We start from the raw sequence: 19,343 nt of genomic DNA on the forward strand, positions 1-19,343 counted from the left end.
GCTGAGTCTTTTAATGCTAAAATCAAATTATTTAGAGCAAATTTAAGAGGCGTGACAGATACATCTTTTTTCCTGTTTAGGTTAGAGAAATTATTTGCTTAATCCCCTTAAATTTAATGTGACCCATTTTTTCACGAATTTAAAGTAAATCTTTGCCTGTATACTTTGAGAAATTTAAAAGAGATTCCTCGGCATTTTAATTCTTTTGCAAGAATTAAAATTTTGTCGGGATGACAGGTCTATATTATAAGGCTTCGAGAGAAACCAAATTCATGTCATCCCTACAGAGCTAAGCGACGAGGGATCTATTCTTTTTCCTTCCTCTTCATAAATTCAAAGGATTGAGTAATGCGCCTTGTTGTTTTATGCCGAGCTTATGAAAGGAAATTTAATTTAAGTCTAACATTCTAAAATAAGTTTTATCTGTTTTAACCCCCAAGCCCTAACTATTAAATACACTTTCGTAAATTTGCAACATGGTAGTATATAATGTAACAATTAGTCTGGATGTGAGCGTTGCCGAAGATTGGCTCACATGGATGCGTGAAACACACATTCCAGACGTAATGGCAACGGGTCATTTTAGAGATAGCAAAATTTGTCGTGTTCACGGTGAGGAAGAAGGTGGTGTAACTTATGCAATAATGTATACCGCTATTTCTCAAGAGGATTTGGATACTTATCAGGAAAAACACTCTCCGCGATTACAACAAGAACACACAGAAAAATTCCAAGGGAAATTCGCTTCATTCAGAACATTGCTTTCTGTACTTCAAGAATTTAAATAGGATGAGCGTACAACCAAAAAAACATTTAGGTCAGCACTTTTTGACGGATATCAATACATGCAAGAAGATTGTAGACCAATACGTAAACTTTCAGAACGCCAACAATATTTTAGAAATTGGCCCAGGAATGGGTGCAATTACGAAATACCTCTTGGATATAGAAGGAACAGATTTGCACGTAATGGAAATCGATAGAGACTCTGTTGCCTATCTAAAAGACGCTTACCCTCAACTTGAAGGTAAAATTCACTCCGATGATTTCTTGAAAACAGTTCTTTCACAATTTTTTGACGGAAAGCCTTATGCTGTTGTAGGAAATTTCCCTTACAATATTTCATCGCAAATTCTTTTTCATTGTATTGAATACAGAAACCAAATTCCAGAAATTATGGGAATGTTTCAGAAAGAAGTTGCAGAACGAATCGCAGAGCCTCCAGGATCGAAGCAATATGGTATTCTAAGCGTTCTAATGCAAACCTATTACGATATTAAATATTGTTTTACGGTGAATGAAAATGTTTTCAACCCTCCACCAAAGGTGAAATCTGGGGTAATTAGTTGTTTAAGAAATAAGCGAACTCACCTCCCTGTGGATGAAGATTTGTACAAGAGGGTGATTAAATCTACTTTTAACCAACGCAGAAAAACGGTTAGAAATGGATTAAAAGTTATTCTTGATGTTTCTTTGCTCCCAGAACATCCATTTTTAAAACAACGCGCTGAAACATTGAGTGTGGATGATTTTATTGAATTAACGCAAATTGTAGAGCAAGCGATGGGCAAATAGCGCAAAAAACAGTTCGCCACGCTGTGACTAATCAACCCATTCAAGAATTAAAGCCATGAATCTTTCGTTGCGCAGTGTTGATGAGCTTTCATTCAAATTATAAAATCAATCAAAAAACTCAAGGTTTTATGTACTTGCAGAAAATTCCTAGTTTTTTCTTTTGTAAATTTGTGCAAATCTTTTTTATATGCAGTTCGAATTAACTAGAGAGTATTTAGATGAAATCAGAGATTGGATTGCCGAAAATCAAAGCAATTTCATTAATGATACCATCATCCATCTGCACCCCGCAGATATTGCTGAGATTCTAGACGAACTAAATACAGAAGAAGCGAAATTTGTTTACGCCCACTTAGATCACGACTTGCAGGGTGACGTTTTAATGGAATTGGAAGACGATGTACGTCAAAAATTCGTAGAAACCTTCAATTCCGATCAACTTGCACTGCAATTAGAAAACTTAGATTCTGATGATGCTGTGGATATTTTGGGTGAGATGTCCATCGACAAGCAATTGGAGGTCATCTCTAAAATGGACAGCGAAAATGCGTCAGAATTAGTAGACCTTCTAAATTACGATGAAAATACGGCCGGGGGTTTAATGCAAACGGAGTTTATTCGTGCAAAACTCGAGTGGCCCATAAACCGTTGTGTTATCGAACTGCGCAGACAAGCGGAAGAGGTAGATAAAGTGCATACCATTTACGTGGTGGATAATGATGATGTTTTAGTCGGTACTTTATCTCTAAAATCTTTATTGGTTGCCAACTCAAAAGCCATTGTGAGAGATGTTTATGAAAATAAAAATATGGCTTACGTGTTTACCAACGAAGATTCTGAAGAGGTAGCAAGGGTGATGGATAAATACGATTTGGTCTCTGTTCCTGTTTTAAATTTGCAAAAGAAATTAGTGGGAAGAATTACCATTGATGATATCGTAGATGTTATTCGTGAGGAGGCAGACAAAGATTTCCAAATGGCGTCTGGGATCTCAGAAAATGTAGAGCATGATGCCGGAATTTTGAAAATGTCTCGCGCCCGACTTCCATGGTTAATGATTGGTTTGTTGGGAGGGGTTCTGGGTTCTCAAGTGATTGGAAATTTTGAAATGCAAATCGGAGCCATTCCTTCCTTAGCTTTTTTTATTCCGCTGGTAGCCGCAATGGGAGGAAATGTTGGAGTGCAGTCCAGTGCAATCGTTGTGCAATCCATCGCAAACGGAACAAGTCAATTCAGTAGTATTTTGTCTAGGGTAAGAAGAGAGGCGCTTCTTGGTTTACTCAACGGACTGATCTGCGGAACTTTTATCTTTGGAATTACCTGGCTTTTACAAGACATAAAACTGGGTATATCAGTAAGTATCGCCTTGTTTATTGTGATCTTTTTTGCCGCTATTTTTGGAACATTAATCCCTTTGATTCTTCACAAATACAAGATAGACCCAGCGGTGGCAACAGGCCCGTTTATTACCACTTTAAATGATGTTGTAGGGCTATTTATTTACTTTGGTGTAGGAATGATGGTTTTTGGATTGTAAACATGTAATGGTGTTGATTTGTAAACATGGCAATGGTATTTTGATTGGTGTTGACATGAAATGTTTTTGATTTGTGTTGACATGCAATGTTTTTGATTTGTGTTGACATGCAATGTTTTTTTATTGTGGAGACGCAATGCATTGCGTCTCTACAATAAAAAACAAATCAAACATTAGCGTATGGGTGCAAACGATGAACCTGATTTCGTTCCTTCGATGATTTGCATTCCGTTTTTAAAATTTTGTTCCTTCACCACTTTGCCTTCTGCATTGTAGATTTTTACCTTTCCGTGTTTTAGTCCATCCTTATATTCTGCTTCCGAAATGATTCTATTTCCTCTGAACTCGTAGGTTTTAACTTTACCATGGAGCTCGCCCATTTTATAGTTTGAAATTACTGCGGGTAAAAGGCCTCCTGGGTGGTATACTGTCCAAGTTCCGTGCTTTTCTCCATTCTTATATTTTCCCTCTTGTGTTTTAGCAAAATCTTTCTGAGAATACTCTACGGATGGGCCATGTTTCACAGATACGCGAACCACTCTGTCTTTGGTGGGGCCATACTTAACCTTCGATTTCTTTTCTACCACCTTGAAGTTCTCTATGTCTTTGGGCATTCCGTTACTAAAATAGCTAGTCCATTCGCCCGTTTTTTGTCCCTGATCGTAAAACCCTTTAGAAAGTGGTTTTCCATCATTATAAAATGACAACCATTCTCCGTTTAACTTTCCTTTTGTGAAATCAGATTGGTTTTTTAATTGACCGTTTTCCCAATAATTTTTCCATGTCCCTTCTTCGAGGTCGTTCTTGTAATCGCCTTCCATTAAAAGTGTACCGTCTTCATACCAAGTGGTCCATTTTCCATTTTTTAAATCCTCTTCAAAATGACCCACTTTAAATTTCTTTCCATTTCTGTAGTTATAGGTCCATTTTCCAGACTTTTCACCTGCTTTGTATCTCGCGCGATAAGACAATTCACCAGAAGGAAAATTATAGATCCAAGTTCCATGTTGGAGCCCATTTTTAAAATCGCCTTTCATATCAATTACGCCAGAATTCGTGTACCAAATCCATTCCCCTGTTTTTTCACCTTCTTTAAACTTCCCCTCAACATTTACCTGTCCATTGTCGAAATAGTAGGTATAATCGCCATTCAGTTTTCCATTTTCATAATAAGCTATTTTCTCCAAATCTCCTGTATAGTAATAGTATTCCCATTTTCCTTCGGGTTTATTCTCAATAAAAGCGCCTTTCATTAAGTAATAGCCGTTTACAGAAGCTTCCTCAAATTTTCCGTGGCGCAATCCATCTTTATAATTGTACCAAGATTCCAATCGACCATTCCCAAAATAAGTTGCCATTTCACCATCTCCATCAATAATTGTTTGTGTATGTGCTGAATCAGCTCCATAAAACTGCCAAACATAGGAGGTGTCGTTAATTATTTCTTCTACCATTTTCAATGCTCCATCAACATAGAAATAACGCCATTTTCCGGATGGTTCGCCCAAATTAAAATAGCCCACCTGCGTAGTATCTCCAGTTAGCGCAAAGTCTATAAAAATACTATCTTGCTGGTCTTGATGAAAATATCCAATACTTCTAATTTTATCCTTTCCGTAGTATTTTACTACTTCGCCATGTAGTTTATTTCTATCGTAATGGCGCTCTTCCACTAAAACGCCTTCCCTATTAAAAAAGGACCATTTCCCATGTCTTTCAGTAGTTTCTCCTAAATCATCGGAGTAGTAATATCCATGACTCTCTATTTGTGTTCTTGTGGCCGGATCATAGTAAAATGACTGGCGTTTAGAAAGATTTCTCTCTTTTCTTGACTGACTATTTCCATCAAAAAGAAGGAGAACAAATATTGAAAGTAAAATTGTTTTGTACATAATAGAAACTAAATTATCGTATTCATATAACACGAAATTGAGAAAAGTTACACTTTATCTTAACCACATCACAATACTGTTGATTACCAAAAACGCGCCAAACACCATCAAAATTGTTCCCGTAATTCTATTCAGCGAACGCAAAAGTGTGATTGTAATGAATGGTCGTAATTTTTTAGCACCTACAATTTTCACGACATCTATAGTGAAGAAAGTTAACAACACGATGAATAAATAAAAGAAGGTTTCGCCACCCGAAAGAGCAGACTTAGCGCCTGAATGCCCTAGCGCCATTACAGAAAACCAATAAAAAACCACCAAAGGATTAGCTAAATTAAGCAGCAAACCTTTGATGAATAAAATCCAGTAATCTTTTGGGTCGGCGTTCACTTTTTTGGTCTTTTTTACTTCAACTGTATCTACTTTTTTGTTGAATGTAAGATAGCCATAAACCATAAATAACAATCCGCCCAGCGCCCTAATCAGTGCATTGTCTCCTCCCCTAGAAAGCTCCTCTACTTGCTGAATAAAAACATAGGCAATAATGATATAAATGATGTCACTAATTAAAACACCCGCATCAAAAGCCAAGGCGGCACGAATTCCTTTTTTTATACTGGTTTCTAAAAGCACAAAAAATGCAGGTCCAAGCATAACGCTTAAGATTAATCCTGTAACAATCGCTTTTAGTAGTAACTCGCTCAATGTCCTTTTATTCTAATTAGTCGTTTAGTTTTAAAACAGCCAAGAATGCTTCTTGCGGAACTTCTACTCGACCCACTTGACGCATACGTTTCTTACCTTGCTTTTGTTTTTCTAATAATTTCCTTTTTCGAGAAATATCTCCCCCGTAACATTTCGCGGTTACATCTTTACGAAGTGCTTTCACGGTTTCTCTGGCAATAATTTTAGCTCCAATACTTGCCTGGATAGGAATTTCGAACTGTTGTCTCGGAATCAATTCTTTCAACTTCAAGCAGATTTTCTTCCCTAATTCGAAAGCGTTACTGCGGTGAACCAAAGCAGAAAGCGCATCTACTTGTTCATGATTCAATAAAACATCCAATTTTACTAAGTCCGAAACTTGGTAGCCAATCGGGTGATAATCAAAAGAAGCATATCCTCTTGAAACAGACTTTAAACGGTCATAAAAGTCAAATACAATCTCTGCCATTGGCATTTTGAAAGTAATTTCTACCCTATCTTGTGTCAAATAGACTTGATTCTGTAGTTCTCCACGTTTCTCAACACACAGCGTCATTACTTGCCCTACATATTCAGATTTTGTAATTACTTGTGCTTTTATATAAGGCTCTTCAATTGTTTCAATGGTTGAAGGATCCGGTAAATCGGATGGGTTATTTACAATTTGTTTTACGTCTGGATGTTTTCTGGTATAACAGAAGTAGGAAACGTTTGGAACAGTGGTAATCACTGTCATATTGAACTCACGCTCTAAACGTTCTTGTATGATTTCCATGTGCAACATTCCCAGGAATCCACAACGGAAACCAAAACCTAATGCAGCGGAAGATTCAGGTTCGAAAACCAATGAGGAATCATTCAGTTGTAATTTTTCCATTGAATAACGCAACTCTTCAAAATCATCGGTATCAACAGGATAAATTCCGGCAAAAACCATTGGTTTTACATCCTCAAAACCTTTAACCACCTCCTTGCAAGGATGATCAAATGTAGTTATTGTTTCTCCTACCTTAACTTCCTTTGCTTGTTTAATTCCTGAGATGATGTATCCAACATCTCCTGTCTTTACGACATCTCTGGGCTGGGGAGTCATTCTTAAAATCCCTATTTCATCTGCATGGTAAGTTGCACCAGTATTTAAGAATAAAATTTTATCTCCTTTTTTTAGAGCGCCATTCATAATTCTATAATAAGCAATAATACCTCTAAATGGGTTAAAAACCGAATCAAAAATCATTGCTTGCAAAGGTCCATTCGGATCTCCTTCAGGAGCTGGAACTCTGCTTAAGATGGCTTCAAGAATTTTATCAACACCCAAGCCTGTTTTCCCAGAAGCTGGAATTACATCTGAAGGATCACATCCTATTAATTCTACTATTTGGTCTGTTACCTCCTCTGGTTCTGCACCCGGTAAATCCATTTTATTTAGAATTGGAATAATCTCTAGATCGTGCTCTAATGCCAAATACAAATTAGATATCGTTTGTGCCTCTATTCCTTGCGATGCATCAACAATTAGCAATGCTCCCTCACAAGCTGCAATAGATCGAGAAACTTCATAAGAAAAATCTACGTGACCTGGAGTATCAATAAGATTTAAGATGTATTTTTCACCATCTTGCTCATAATCCATTTGAATGGCATGACTCTTAATTGTAATTCCACGTTCTCGCTCCAAATCCATACTATCAAGCGCCTGATTTTGCATATCTCGGTCAGAAATTGTTCCGGTTGCTTGTAATAATCTATCGGCCAAAGTACTTTTCCCGTGGTCAATATGTGCGATGATGCAGAAATTTCGAATATTTTTCATTTAAATCCTTTTGTTCTTGTGTTTTTTCTAATCCTTTAAAAAGACTATTTTGCTTTTATAATTGGTAAAAGATAAGAAATCGTATGCGAATTTAATGGATTTTAGTCGGTTTTCAAGCTATTTAATTGCAAGAATGATAAATGAATGCAGACAAAATTCAATAATTGACAAAAGCGTTTAATTTTGAACCTGTTTTTTAGTCCAATTTGTGTACAAAAACAATATGCTTATCGGGAACTTTACCTTCAGTTGAATAAACCGCAGGAGAAAATGGTATTCTTTTTTAAATTTTTCAAAGCCCTTCGTTTTTAGAATAATATCATTTTTAACAACGAAGAAGAGGCCAAAAACCTCCACTTCTTCCTCAAGAAATCTCCCTCCGAATTCGGTGCCTTCGACAAGTCATCGAAGAGAATCCCGATGACTGAGCCTTTAGAAGCCATTGAAGAAACAAAGGAAAAATCTCAAATTCGGCAAGCTCCGTGTCCCTCTACATAGGCAGGCTCAGCACAGGTGTGAAAAAACCAAGTGCCGAAGGCGCTCTTTGCGAACCTCCGCACCTCCAAATAACTCCGCGTCACCTTCTTCTCCGTGTAACTCTGTGAAAAACCTCCTTTGCCTCTGTGTAAAAACCAGTGCCGAAGGCGCTCTTCAAGCCTGACCAATTCGTAATTATTTCACCACCTTAAAAGTCCTCACCGACTTCTCCGACCTCACAATCAATATATAAACTCCACTGTTCAATTCACCAGTATTAAAACTAAAACTCTTCGAAGCCTTTTTAGAAACCACAACACTTCCCTTTGCATCAATCATCTCAACAGAAAGCAACGCTCCGTTTTCATTGTTGATGTTTAACTCATCTGTAATTGGATTAGGATAAACTGAAATTCCATTCAACTCATTATCCTCAATTCCTAGCACATCAACAAAAACACAAGCAGAAGTATCCACACAAGGACCTTGGGTGATGATTACCGCATAATCTCCATTGGCTGTTGGAGTGAATGTTTCTCCTGTTTCTCCTGTAATTACTGAACTATCTGCACAATTTATCCATTGATAAGCAAGGCCTGTATCAACAACCGAAATTGTTTCATTACTTAAAGTCGTTGAAACATCTATATCACAATAAGGATCAACTCCGCATGGATAAATTTGATAACCGCTATCATAAGGAATTGAAGCATCATCTTGTTTTCCTATTCCTGTTAAATGGAAATAGGTGCCTGGTGTTGGTGTTGCTGATAATGCAGATGCTCCAGTAATGTAAACCGTAAATGTATCAATTGTGTTGGTGACTTCAATATTTCCATTAGTTGGCCACATCGTTTCACCGTTTACCAGTTCTAAGTTTTCTAATTTTATGAATTGACTTTCTGTTGTTTCATCTAGAACCATTGTAAGCGTTGAACTCTGAAGCGCAGCGCCTTGTTGAAGAACAGAAATAATATCTGGTTTGATCTGCAATAGTCCATTAAATTGTGTGATTTCTCCTTCCACTTCAATTTCATCTCCTTCTGTGGGGATGTAGCCGTTTATATCCGTTGGACTAAAAAGTGTAATTCCATCATTGTTTGAATCAATTAGTGTAATGTCATAGCCTGAACTGCTGAAGTTTTGGCAATGCACAACACCTGAAATTTTAACGCTATCTCCGACAGATGTTCCTACACCGCTTGGATCACTTCCAGTAACTGCTCCAATTGTTGAAGGTGTATAGCTTGGCCCGCCACCTGTTGTTGAGGTTACGCAGATACCTTGGGTTTGCGTAGGCGTCATTATATAAGTTGTTCCATAACTTAAACCGTTACCATATTCACCGTAGTAATTTCTGCCACCCCAGTACCAAACAGTTCCATCTGTTTTGGTAGCCATCACTATAAAGGAGTTTCTGGCTTGTACTGAACTCCAATTGGAGTCTGTACCTATTTGAGTAGGCACTAAACGGTCAGTTGTGGTTCCATCTCCTAGCTGACCATGAGAATTAAGACCCCAAACCCATAATGTCCCATCATCTTTAATTCCGTATGAAGTATTAATTCCAGTAGTGAAACTTATCCATTTATCTGTAGTAATTGGTTGAGGTGTATTAGTCACACTGGGAGTACCTCCCATTCCTAGACCTACCCCCCCCCCCCATGACCACAAGGTACTGTCTTGTTTTTGAGCCAATATGTGCTGTGGCCCTAAACTCATAGTTAACCAATCGGAATCTGTCCCAACTTGGGTTGGAGTAGCAACAGTATAAGTACTTGAACCCATGACAATAATTGATGAAGGGTTTGAGCCCCACCCCCAAATTGTACCATCAGACTTTATAGCAAAGGAAGTAGAACTGGTACCCGCTGAAATCTCCGCCCAATCAGTATCTGTTCCCACTTGAATAGGGGATAATTGCTCCGGTGTAGCGGGAGAGTTACCCAATTGGTAATTGTTATTTTGACCCCAAGCCCATATCGTACTATCTGATTTTAAAGCCAACGTAAAGTAGCTAGATGGAGAGACTTTCACCCAATCATTGGAAGTTGTTATTTGTTGAAATGAAGTAAACAACTGATTCGGTGAATTAACACCCAGGGAACCAAATTCGTTACCTCCAGCTCCCCAAAGGGTACCGTTATCTTTAATCACAAAAGTATTATGCTGTCCATTAGTCACTTTATTCCAATCCGTTTGAATTCCTAATTGAATTGGATTGGGTTCTACAATGTTTGTTGTTAACAAGGCTCCCCAAGCTCCCCAACCCCAACCCCAAAGTGTTCCATCAGGTTTTTGACCTATAGTATGTGCACCTCCAAAAGTCAAGGTTTCATAGCACTGGGCTGAAATAGTTAAAGTTGATAATAACATGATTTTTAATAGTAGTATTTTTTTCATGGTTTTATATTTTAAAACGGGGTAGGTAAACCCTACCCCGTTATGGTTATTAATATTTCAAATTATTTTTATTCAATAATCAACTTTTGCTGCATTGTATGTCCATTACTTTGTCGAAGGACAACAATATAAACTCCAGCTTGAAATTTACTGGTATTCAACGCAACTTCGTCCTTTGCTGAACGCAAATTGTGCTTAGCTACGCTTCGTCCAGATAAGTCATAAACTTCTAAGTCTCCTTCTGATGACGACATTTCATAGTAAACGGTTGCCTTTGGTAATTAGCTTCGTTGAGGGCTTCGTCGTTGATAATTACTTCACCACCTCTTTTTTCTCTTTGCCCCTCAAATTCGGCAATGCTCCGTGCAGCTCTGTGAAAACCCTCCTTTATCTCTGTGTAAAACCTCATAAACACCTCTGCTAATAATATTTGGTAAGCTTTTGGAGTTTCATTGGTTGCCGAAATCCATATCCTATTACAGAACTATAGCTAAGAACTTGTGTAGCCTGGCGAAAACAATTTGTTAAGGATAAAAAGATGTGATGTAAAGCAAGGCAAGGCATGCATAGTAACAAAGTGTCCTAAAATAATAATTGGAGATAAAGGCGGGCGCCCTTATCTCCAATCAAACACTACTACTTATGAAACCTAACACTGCAAAGATACTAAATTTATTCTCCCGGTATCACTTACCATGGTATTTATTTTGTAAATAAATGTTAATTAAATATTCCCTATCGACAGAGCCCTCTACAAATCAGTGATAACAACGCTTTTAGTAAATTCTATAAACTGAATTATTTTTAATAATAAAATGCTTGTCGGGAACTTTACGAGCCATTTGATAAAATTCAATAGAAAATGCTTCTCTATTTAACTTGACAAGACCCTTCCATCTTTGAAAATCATAATTTTCAACAGATCAGGATGACAGTTGTAGAAATAAGGGAGTAAACGAGAGGGGAAAAACAGTTCTTTGTTATTACTTCGTTCAGAAAAACAATCTCCCATTGATCCACTCAGGATCTAGCGTTGCACCAATTTTCTTATAAAACTGAATTGCAGATTCATTCCAATCCAATACTTGCCAATCCATTCTTTTCACGCCCATTTCTTTGGCTTCGTCGACCAAAATTTGAAATAATTTTTGACCTATTCCTCCTCTGCGAAATTCAGGTTGGATGTATAAATCTTCAAGGTAGAGGCATCTTCCTCTCCAAGTGGAATAAGAGACATAGTAGAGTGCCATTCCTCTAATTACACCGTCAATTTCATAAACGAAGCAATCACAAATTTTATCATCAAACAAATCGATGGCCAATTGTTCGGGTGTGTTCATAACTTCATCCGGCGCTTTTTCAAAATCTGCCAATTCTTGGACAAGTCCCATGAGCGCTATTTCGTCTCCCCTTCTGGCTTTCCTGATATTTGTTTGACCTTTCATTACATCCGCTTCTTAAAGACCACCTAGATTAAACCTCACCCTTAACCCAGCGGCAATATTTCCAGTTACATAAGAAGTTGCTACCGTTGGATCTGTTAATTGCTGATCGTAGAACAATGAAACCGTTAAGTTTTTCCCTACAAGATAATCTGCGCTTGAACGAATTGAGAATACACGCTGACCTGCTGTTGCTTGCGTTGTGTTTTCAACCACTTTTCTAATCACAGTAATGTTATCTCTAATGGATAAATCTATTCGGATATTCAAGTCTGAAGGTTTTAGTTTGTTTCCTTGGAAAGTTAAAGGAAGTCTAAAATTCGTGAATTTATATCCAGATCCAATCACAATCTCAGTTCCAATCATTTCTGTTAATTGGTTATTAGCCAAAGACAGAGAGGAAGAACGTTCTTTACTGATTTCGAACTTGGTTAATAGTCCGTTTCCATTGATTTTCCATGTTGCATCAAATCCTATTAAAGGGGAGAAACGCTCTGAAATAGTAATGTTTTGTACTTGCTGCTCAGAAATAAAATTATCGTTGATATCTCGTGCAGATAAATAACCGTCATCATCCACCTCGGCATTCAAATTGGTTTGCATTCCTGCTACGGTAACAGAGGAATTATAACCATGGCGCAAAGTAAAGTTTTGAACGTATTTCTTAAAGAAATCAAATTTCGTCAATCCATTATAAGAAACTTGCCAGTTTGGAAGTGGTACATTTCTCACTGGTGAAATAGTTTTTCTAGAAGTTTTCTTTCCTGAGAAAGTATTTAAGAAAGCCCCTATTAACACATCCTGCTGACTTGGTCCGTAACCATCCACATATCCTGCGCTATCCGAAACGCTATATGGATTCCCTTCTCCTAACACTTGGGAAACTTCTTCCCTTTTTGCCCTCAGGTTATCAAAGGAAGGTGAACGGAATTCGCTATCCATTACTTCAAATGCCGAGCGAATAGAAATAGTTGAATAACTCAGTGTAGTAGTTTTAAACTCACTTTGATTCTCGAAATTCTGCAAACTGTCGGAGAATCTATAGTAAGACGAAGTATTTTCAGTGAAATTACGTTTCATTGTTAAATCAACTTTCAAGTCTTTAATTGGTTCAATGCTCGCTCTCAAATTATAGTTTTGGGCATGCATGATGGTGTGTTGTGTATTCAAACCACTGGTGTCTACAACAAATCCATTAGAACCAGCATAAGGTGCAAACTCAAATCCTGTTTCGTTTCCAAAAACATTTCTTTGTTGCTGCCCTATCGCGAATCCTCTAATTTTGCTGTCACCGAACATTGTGCTGTTCATTCCAAAGAATTGTGCTTCCTCATTGAAACCAGGCAATAACATTCCGTCGTTTTGTGTATAGGTCCCAGAAATAGTTCTTACACTCATTAATGCCCTAGCCGCAAAACCAGTAATTGGGTGATAAGGTTTACCAAATTTCTCCTGATTTTTTTCTTCTCTTTCTTCTTGAGCTGCTATACGCTCCTCTTGATTTTCTAGTCTTGGCTCTTTGTTTTCAAGTTTTCTCTCCACTTTGGCCAACTCTTTTTGATGTTCAACAAGTTCGTCGGTTTCTAGTTGATCAACTTTAACTTTCTCAAGTTCTTCGAGCTTTTTCTGTAGTTTTCCTACTTTTTTAGCCAAACGACTATCGTTTTTAGTATTTCCACCACCTCGGTTGCCTCCCCTATTGTTTAGGTTTCTGTTGCCCATTGCTCCACGCATAGAAGCTCTTCCCCCTCTACCATCGTCGATGATTTTCTTTAAGAAATCTGACTTCTTGTATAAAGTCAACATATTCATTTGTGCCGTAGTATTTATAGTTCGGCTATTTTGAATTGTATTTCCAAAGGCTTCTTGTCCTAGGTTTGGTCTTGTCCATTCGTAAGAACCGCTGTAGCGAATATTAGAATTAATAAAGTCCAATGCTGGGATTTTATTGAACGGTAGATTGTAAGTTACATTATAGGTTTGATCGTAACGCATGGCTTTACCTAAAGTTCTGATTTGAGTTCTTACAGAATCGCGGAATTCTCTATATAGTTCAGGACTTTCATTTCTATCTACCTGTCCCGCTGGTTCATCAATAATAGCACTCGTATTAGATGAGAAATCAAACTTCAAATTTCGCGTTAAGTCATATTTGAAATCGAATCTTCTGTTCCACGTAAAGTTTTTCAGATAGATTGGTTGGAATTCAAAATCAGTATTAGGAATATTATTTCTAATCTGTCTTTCATTATAATTACGAATCAAGTTATTCTTAACGCTAATGTTTTTAGCACCTAGATAAAAATTCGTTGATTTTACCAAATCCCACCATTTCGATTTCCCCATAAATTTGGAATTCTTGAATGGCTCCCAAAGTGTTGGTGTACCATTATAAACATAGTTCACACCTCCTTTCCAAATTTTCGTTCTATCATAATTCGTTGTAAAATCTCTGTGCATATCTTCACTGTAAGCGAAATTCAAAGAGAAGTTACTGATGTCCCAAAGATGCGCTTCTGCACCTGGTTTTCTTTGTCGTCGAACATTTGTAAAGTTAAACGATTTTCTTTCTGTGAAATCTCGTCCGTCTTTTAATCGTTGCTTACGCTCTTCTGCATCATAGGAAGAAAGCTCAACATCTGGATTATAAGGATCAAAGCGTGGATTAATTGTTCCCACTGAATAAGTGTACAAGAATGGAATATCCATTTTAGCGCCTTCACCTAATAATTGACCCAACTGTGCATTAGCAGAAAGGTCTAAACTTAAACGTGTGTCTCTCTGACGATCAGAAACTCGACTATCTATGCTTCCCCAGTTTAAACCGCTGTATGCTCCAGCAACTTGTACGGTAGCAAAATCGGCGATTTGTAAATTAGCTTGTGCCAATGCAGCAGAACCTCCTTCGTTTTGGAATTCTGTTAAACGCAACTCATTCACCCAAACCTGCACACATTTGGAAAGTCCATCATCAGGTTTCCAAGGATTATCTGCATTTTGAGCTGGATTTCGAACTCCAATCATGATGGTTTTCACATCTGTTAAATTCGGGTTTCCTTTCACCTTCATCATTCTTGGTGGATGATTCACATTATTAATATCAGAACTCCCCGGTTTGTGGCTTACTTGCTTAGCATATTCGATATTAAATGCAGCGCCAGAACCTGGTTGATCTAAGGCGTTATTTCTTTCTTTTTTCAATGCAATTAAGTCATCAAATACAATTCTCAAATTATTTTCTTCTGGCCAAATTTGTAAGTCCTGAGTTACTCCCCATTGACTAATTTTCATTGGCACTTCATACTCATAATAGTTCTCCTTAAAGTCTGTTCCTAAACGAATGAAAACCGTAACGTCTTCATCATTCAGCGGATTGGTGGCTTCCACTTCTTCGGCATGCAGGTACAATTCTAAATTCTTGTACATAATCATGTCCATTCCTACATTCTTGGTGGCCGCCCGAGCATCACCGTCTTTTAAGTTACACACCTCAATGGTCATCGATTGCTCATTCAACTGTCTTTGGAACTGTTGAGATGGATCAACTTCTCTTAAAATTCCTGGTGGAATAACATATTTAATAGGTTCACGCTGATCGTGTTCTTCAACGTTAACAGCTCCAATATTAAAAGCGGTTAAGTCTGGGTCGGTTTGAACTCCATCGCCTGGTTGAGTTAAACTTTCTCTGAATTTTCTCCACTCACCTCTTACCAGTTCTAGTTTAGCAAAACGCAAGGTTGTTTCTTCTTCAAAGGCCTTCATAAACATTCTCATGAAGCGAATTGAACGGAAATCTGAAATACCGTTTACTGCTTTTTCTGGGTTTCTTACAGGAATTCTAAATTGATACCATTTGTAATCTTTGTCTCCTTTAGCATATTCCCTTGTGTTAATGATGTAGTTCTTTCCAACTTGTAAATCATTCTGACGCAAAGAAACTTTATATTGGAAGTAACTTTCGGATTCACTTAAGTTATTGTCGCGGTTAACATCCTCCATGTCTGGAGTGTTGGTTGCTTGCGTAGGATAACCATCATTATTAATTTGTGCAGACATCTCTGGAGTTGGTGAGTTTCCTTCATGACCGTTCCAGTATTTATACCTGCGAATAATGCCCTCTTCATTTGAATCATATCGGTCATCACGATAATAATTGTAGTTATCTTTTGAAACATCGGCTAGAATTTCATTTTTTGCCGCTTGAGAAAGTGTTCCATTTGTTTGCACCCAGTTTACGAAATTCGCAAAAGCTTCACGCTCCTTTGCATCATCATAACCATCTAAACCAACATCTTGGGCTGCTCTGGTTTCTGGGTCATTATCAAACGCATTTACCACAACTTGCTGCGTTGAAACTCTTGCCCAGTTCGTTTCGTCTGTGTTTTCTGTGTTTGAAAACTCTCTGGGTAAACCATTTTCAAAACTCTTTCTTGAATCTGGTAAAACATCTTCCGAAAGATTTCCTATGTTGAAATATAAATCTCCTCCTGTATGATTCGTATTTGGATCTTGAAGCTCTTGATCTTCATTAAATGGATCCAACATCCAGAATTGAATGTATTCTACGTTGGTTTCTTCGAAATTTGTTGTCGTTAAAGAACGCATAATTCCATTCCATCTCTCCTGAGGGTCTATGAACTCACCATCCGTATTTACTGTATTGGTTGTGTCATAGTTATACATTCCTCTTTCCTTTGGATAGAAAGTCATATTAAAAACAGGTAGGTTTAATATATCACCTGTTGCGGGTTGAGTATTCGGGAAAATGTCTGTCTTATTTACAATGGAAACATTCATATTTTCCGTCTCCTCTGGATTATCGGCAATATGTTGTGGTGTAATTGCACGATTTTCATGGAACATTGGATCAATAGAATACCAAGATAAATGAGAACGCTTAAATCCTGCGGCCAAATTGTTTTTTAAAGCTGCTTCGGGAAACAAGTTAGATTGTCCTTGTGGAATAGAGGCTAACTTCCAAGAGGAGAAGTTCTTTAAATCTATAGTGGATTGACTTCCTTCGAAATCATCTACATAAGAAATTCCTTCTTTTGAAATTGCCCTTGGCGTTCCAGGAATCAAATGTGCTACCTCTGCATTTAAAGTTAAAGTAGACATTTGTTTAGTGGAAATAGTAGGTATAAAGTTGATTAGCTTCGTTAAGAAAGGAATATCTGTTCTGTAGGAGACGTTTGCTCCAACAATATTGTTTTTGAAAGGCTCGTCTCCAATATCTACTTTTTGGGTAATTGGCCTTTCGGTCATTCTCATCCATGTTGCTCCAACATTAAAGTCTGGATTAATCATGTAGTTCAGATGCGTTCCCATGAGGGATTTATTTTGGAAACCAAACACCGAGTTACTTTCTATTGAGATTTTAATATCTGCATTTGATTCTAGAACGGCGCTGTTCAATATTTTAACTCGTCCTAAATTATAATCTACGGTAAAATCAGTTCCTTCTTGTAAACGAATTCCTCCGGCGGTAACAACTACAGCTCCTTCCGGAACATTTAATGCATTTAAAGGAATTTCGTCACTCACAGAGGACTCATACTTCCCTACAAAATAGAACCTATTTTTCTTTGGAACTTGTTGGGCAGCAATTTTAGTAGAGTCGTACAATTCATCAAAAGCTACGCTATTGGCTAACTGAGGATTTTGAGCCTCAATCATTGCTTGTCTCACCGTTTCTCCAAATGGTTCGATGGTACTGAAATAAATTCGTCCATTTCGGGTATTAATCGTTCCTCCATTTGTGGCCTGATTCCCATTAAATGTAATAGGTAAAAAGTCAAACACTCCATCTTGTTGTGCTCGGTTATTCTGATTTAACCTGTCCATCCCCACAACATCAATTACTTGTTTGTCATCTAAGTTTGGATAAGGAAGGAAATTTACCAATAAACTATTGTTTGGATTATTGTATAAAATGTCTAATCTAAATCCTTCTTGACTCACTTGATATGCTCCAATAGAGTAAACGTTTTTCATCATTAAATCCCAAAGTTTATTTTTAGGATTCACAATTGTTGGCTTCAATAACTTCATTAAAAGTGCATCAGTTCCAACTACACCGTCTGTTGAAAACTCCCCCACTTGGTAGGTTCTTCCCGCATAAGTGTATTCATAAGAAACGGCTAAAACCTCATCGTTATTTAAAGGTAGGTTTACAGAAATGAAACCCAATTGAGCATTATAAGTAAATTCTTGTTCTGTTAATCTTCTTGCATTTTCAACTTTTTCGTAATCGTTGGCTTGTTGGAAGGGACCTGGCTCGGTAAGTTCAGACTCTAAAGCAACAACTGCATTGTTGAATCCACGGATTGTAGGGTTATTTTTCGCATATTCGTAAAGACCGTTGGCATTGTTTCTCGGAAATTCGTTACTTGAGGCATTCCCAGGATTTCCAGACCAATTTTCTGGTTTCGCTTCTCCTAAATCGGTAAAGGCAATAATATTTCGGGTGTCTTCGACTTTATTGGTTTGGTTTGTAACCCAAACTTCTATACGCGTAATGTTTACCAAAGAACTCACCACGGGCACAGTTTTCATTGCTTCATCATAGTGTTCTCGGTGATAATAGTTTAAGAAGTAATGGCGGTTTGCCTCGTAGTCGTCTGCTTTTAATTTAAAATCTTGTACTTGCGCGCCCCCTTTAATATTAATTTCTTGCTTTTGTCCTCTTGAAGTGGAAGCAATTGCATCTACAGTCAATCGTCCAAACCTCATTCTTGTTTTCACCCCAAACAAAGTTTGAGACCCTTCAATTAAAGAGGTTTCTAATGGCATAGAAACGTTACCTGCTTCAATTTTTTGAAGAATTTGGTCTTCGTTTCCTGTCCATTCTAGTTTCGTAACATTGTCAAAATTAAACGCTGCTTCAGTATTATAGGAGGCCCCCAATTTTAATTTTGTTCCGATTTGTCCCACCAAGTTCAATTGAATTTGTTGTTGGAAATCAAATCGAGTAATACGGCGCTGATTTTCTGGTAAACTTGGATTATCATAACGAGAAGAGTTTATTCCTAGAGATAATTCAACACTACCTTCAGGGCGAATTTGAATTTCATCTGATCCAAAAATATTAGCAAAACCAGGATTCTCAATTTTTATTGGTGGAATTAATCCTTGATCCTCCTCTGTTTGTGCATCGATTTTATCCTGCCAGTAACTTTGCATTTTTTGCTGACGTTCATACTCGATGTATTCTTCTAAGGTCATCATGGATGGTCTACGGTAATCTACACCTCCAATGACTTCTTTAAAGACATACTTTCCTGTTTTCGGATCGTAAACAATAGATTTTTGAACACTTTTAGGATCTCCAATATCAAAACTTTGTTTTCCGTTTCCAGTAGGATCGTACGGATTATTGATTGGATATTTTAAATTTGTCGAATCAGGATTATTTTGCCCATAAACCGTTGTTAGGGCTGAAATAATAAGGGTTATCAAAAACCCATTCCATATTGTATATAGTGTATTTTTACTCACAG

The 19,343-nt window shown here is 37.5% G+C and carries 10 protein-coding genes; 3 read left to right on the forward strand and 7 right to left on the reverse strand.

Features of this window, described 5'->3' with window-relative positions:
- Positions 1-476 precede the first annotated feature (476 nt).
- The 3 genes from DIT68_RS11875 to mgtE all read left to right on the forward strand — a co-directional run bounded on the left by DIT68_RS11875 (position 477) and on the right by mgtE (position 3,112).
- Positions 477-788, forward strand: a complete 312-nt coding sequence (locus tag DIT68_RS11875) for a DUF4286 family protein (protein ID WP_109360029.1) — start codon at positions 477-479, stop codon at positions 786-788.
- A gap of 1 nt (position 789) precedes the next feature.
- Positions 790-1,575 (forward strand): 16S rRNA (adenine(1518)-N(6)/adenine(1519)-N(6))-dimethyltransferase RsmA, encoded by a 786-nt coding sequence (gene rsmA, locus DIT68_RS11880; protein WP_109360030.1) that lies wholly within the window; start codon positions 790-792, stop codon positions 1,573-1,575.
- A 187-nt stretch (positions 1,576-1,762) separates the two neighbouring features.
- Positions 1,763-3,112 carry a magnesium transporter gene (gene mgtE / locus DIT68_RS11885; protein WP_109360031.1) on the forward strand — a complete coding sequence of 450 codons (1,350 nt, stop codon included), beginning with the start codon at positions 1,763-1,765 and terminating at the stop codon, positions 3,110-3,112.
- Positions 3,113-3,285: 173 nt separating this feature from the next.
- On the opposite strand, the gene DIT68_RS11890 is transcribed toward mgtE, so the two are convergent.
- From DIT68_RS11890 to sov, 7 genes are all read right to left on the reverse strand, one after another.
- A complete protein-coding gene (locus tag DIT68_RS11890; RefSeq protein ID WP_109360032.1) occupies positions 3,286-5,004 on the reverse strand; it encodes a toxin-antitoxin system YwqK family antitoxin in 1,719 nt (572 codons plus the stop codon).
- Positions 5,005-5,058: 54 nt separating this feature from the next.
- Positions 5,059-5,709 carry a LysE family translocator gene (locus DIT68_RS11895; protein WP_109360033.1) on the reverse strand — a complete coding sequence of 217 codons (651 nt, stop codon included), beginning with the start codon at positions 5,707-5,709 and terminating at the stop codon, positions 5,059-5,061.
- 16 nt (positions 5,710-5,725) lie between these two features.
- A complete protein-coding gene (lepA, locus tag DIT68_RS11900) occupies positions 5,726-7,522 on the reverse strand; it encodes a translation elongation factor 4 (protein ID WP_109360034.1) in 1,797 nt (598 codons plus the stop codon).
- Between the two features lie 672 nt (positions 7,523-8,194).
- Positions 8,195-10,402, reverse strand: a complete 2,208-nt coding sequence (locus tag DIT68_RS11905) for an RCC1 domain-containing protein (RefSeq protein WP_109360035.1) — start codon at positions 10,400-10,402, stop codon at positions 8,195-8,197.
- Between the two features lie 68 nt (positions 10,403-10,470).
- A complete protein-coding gene (locus DIT68_RS11910; protein WP_109360036.1) occupies positions 10,471-10,656 on the reverse strand; it encodes a T9SS type A sorting domain-containing protein in 186 nt (61 codons plus the stop codon).
- 738 nt (positions 10,657-11,394) lie between these two features.
- Positions 11,395-11,847, reverse strand: coding sequence for a GNAT family N-acetyltransferase (locus DIT68_RS11920; RefSeq protein WP_109360038.1), 453 nt, complete (start codon positions 11,845-11,847; stop codon positions 11,395-11,397).
- Positions 11,848-11,859: 12 nt separating this feature from the next.
- Complete coding sequence (sov, locus tag DIT68_RS11925; protein ID WP_109360039.1) at positions 11,860-19,341, reverse strand: T9SS outer membrane translocon Sov/SprA; 7,482 nt, start codon at positions 19,339-19,341, stop codon at positions 11,860-11,862.
- Between the last annotated feature and the right edge of the window lie 2 nt (positions 19,342-19,343).

Source organism: Brumimicrobium oceani (assembly GCF_003143775.1).
Classification (GTDB): Bacteria; Bacteroidota; Bacteroidia; order Flavobacteriales_D; family Crocinitomicaceae; genus Brumimicrobium; species Brumimicrobium oceani.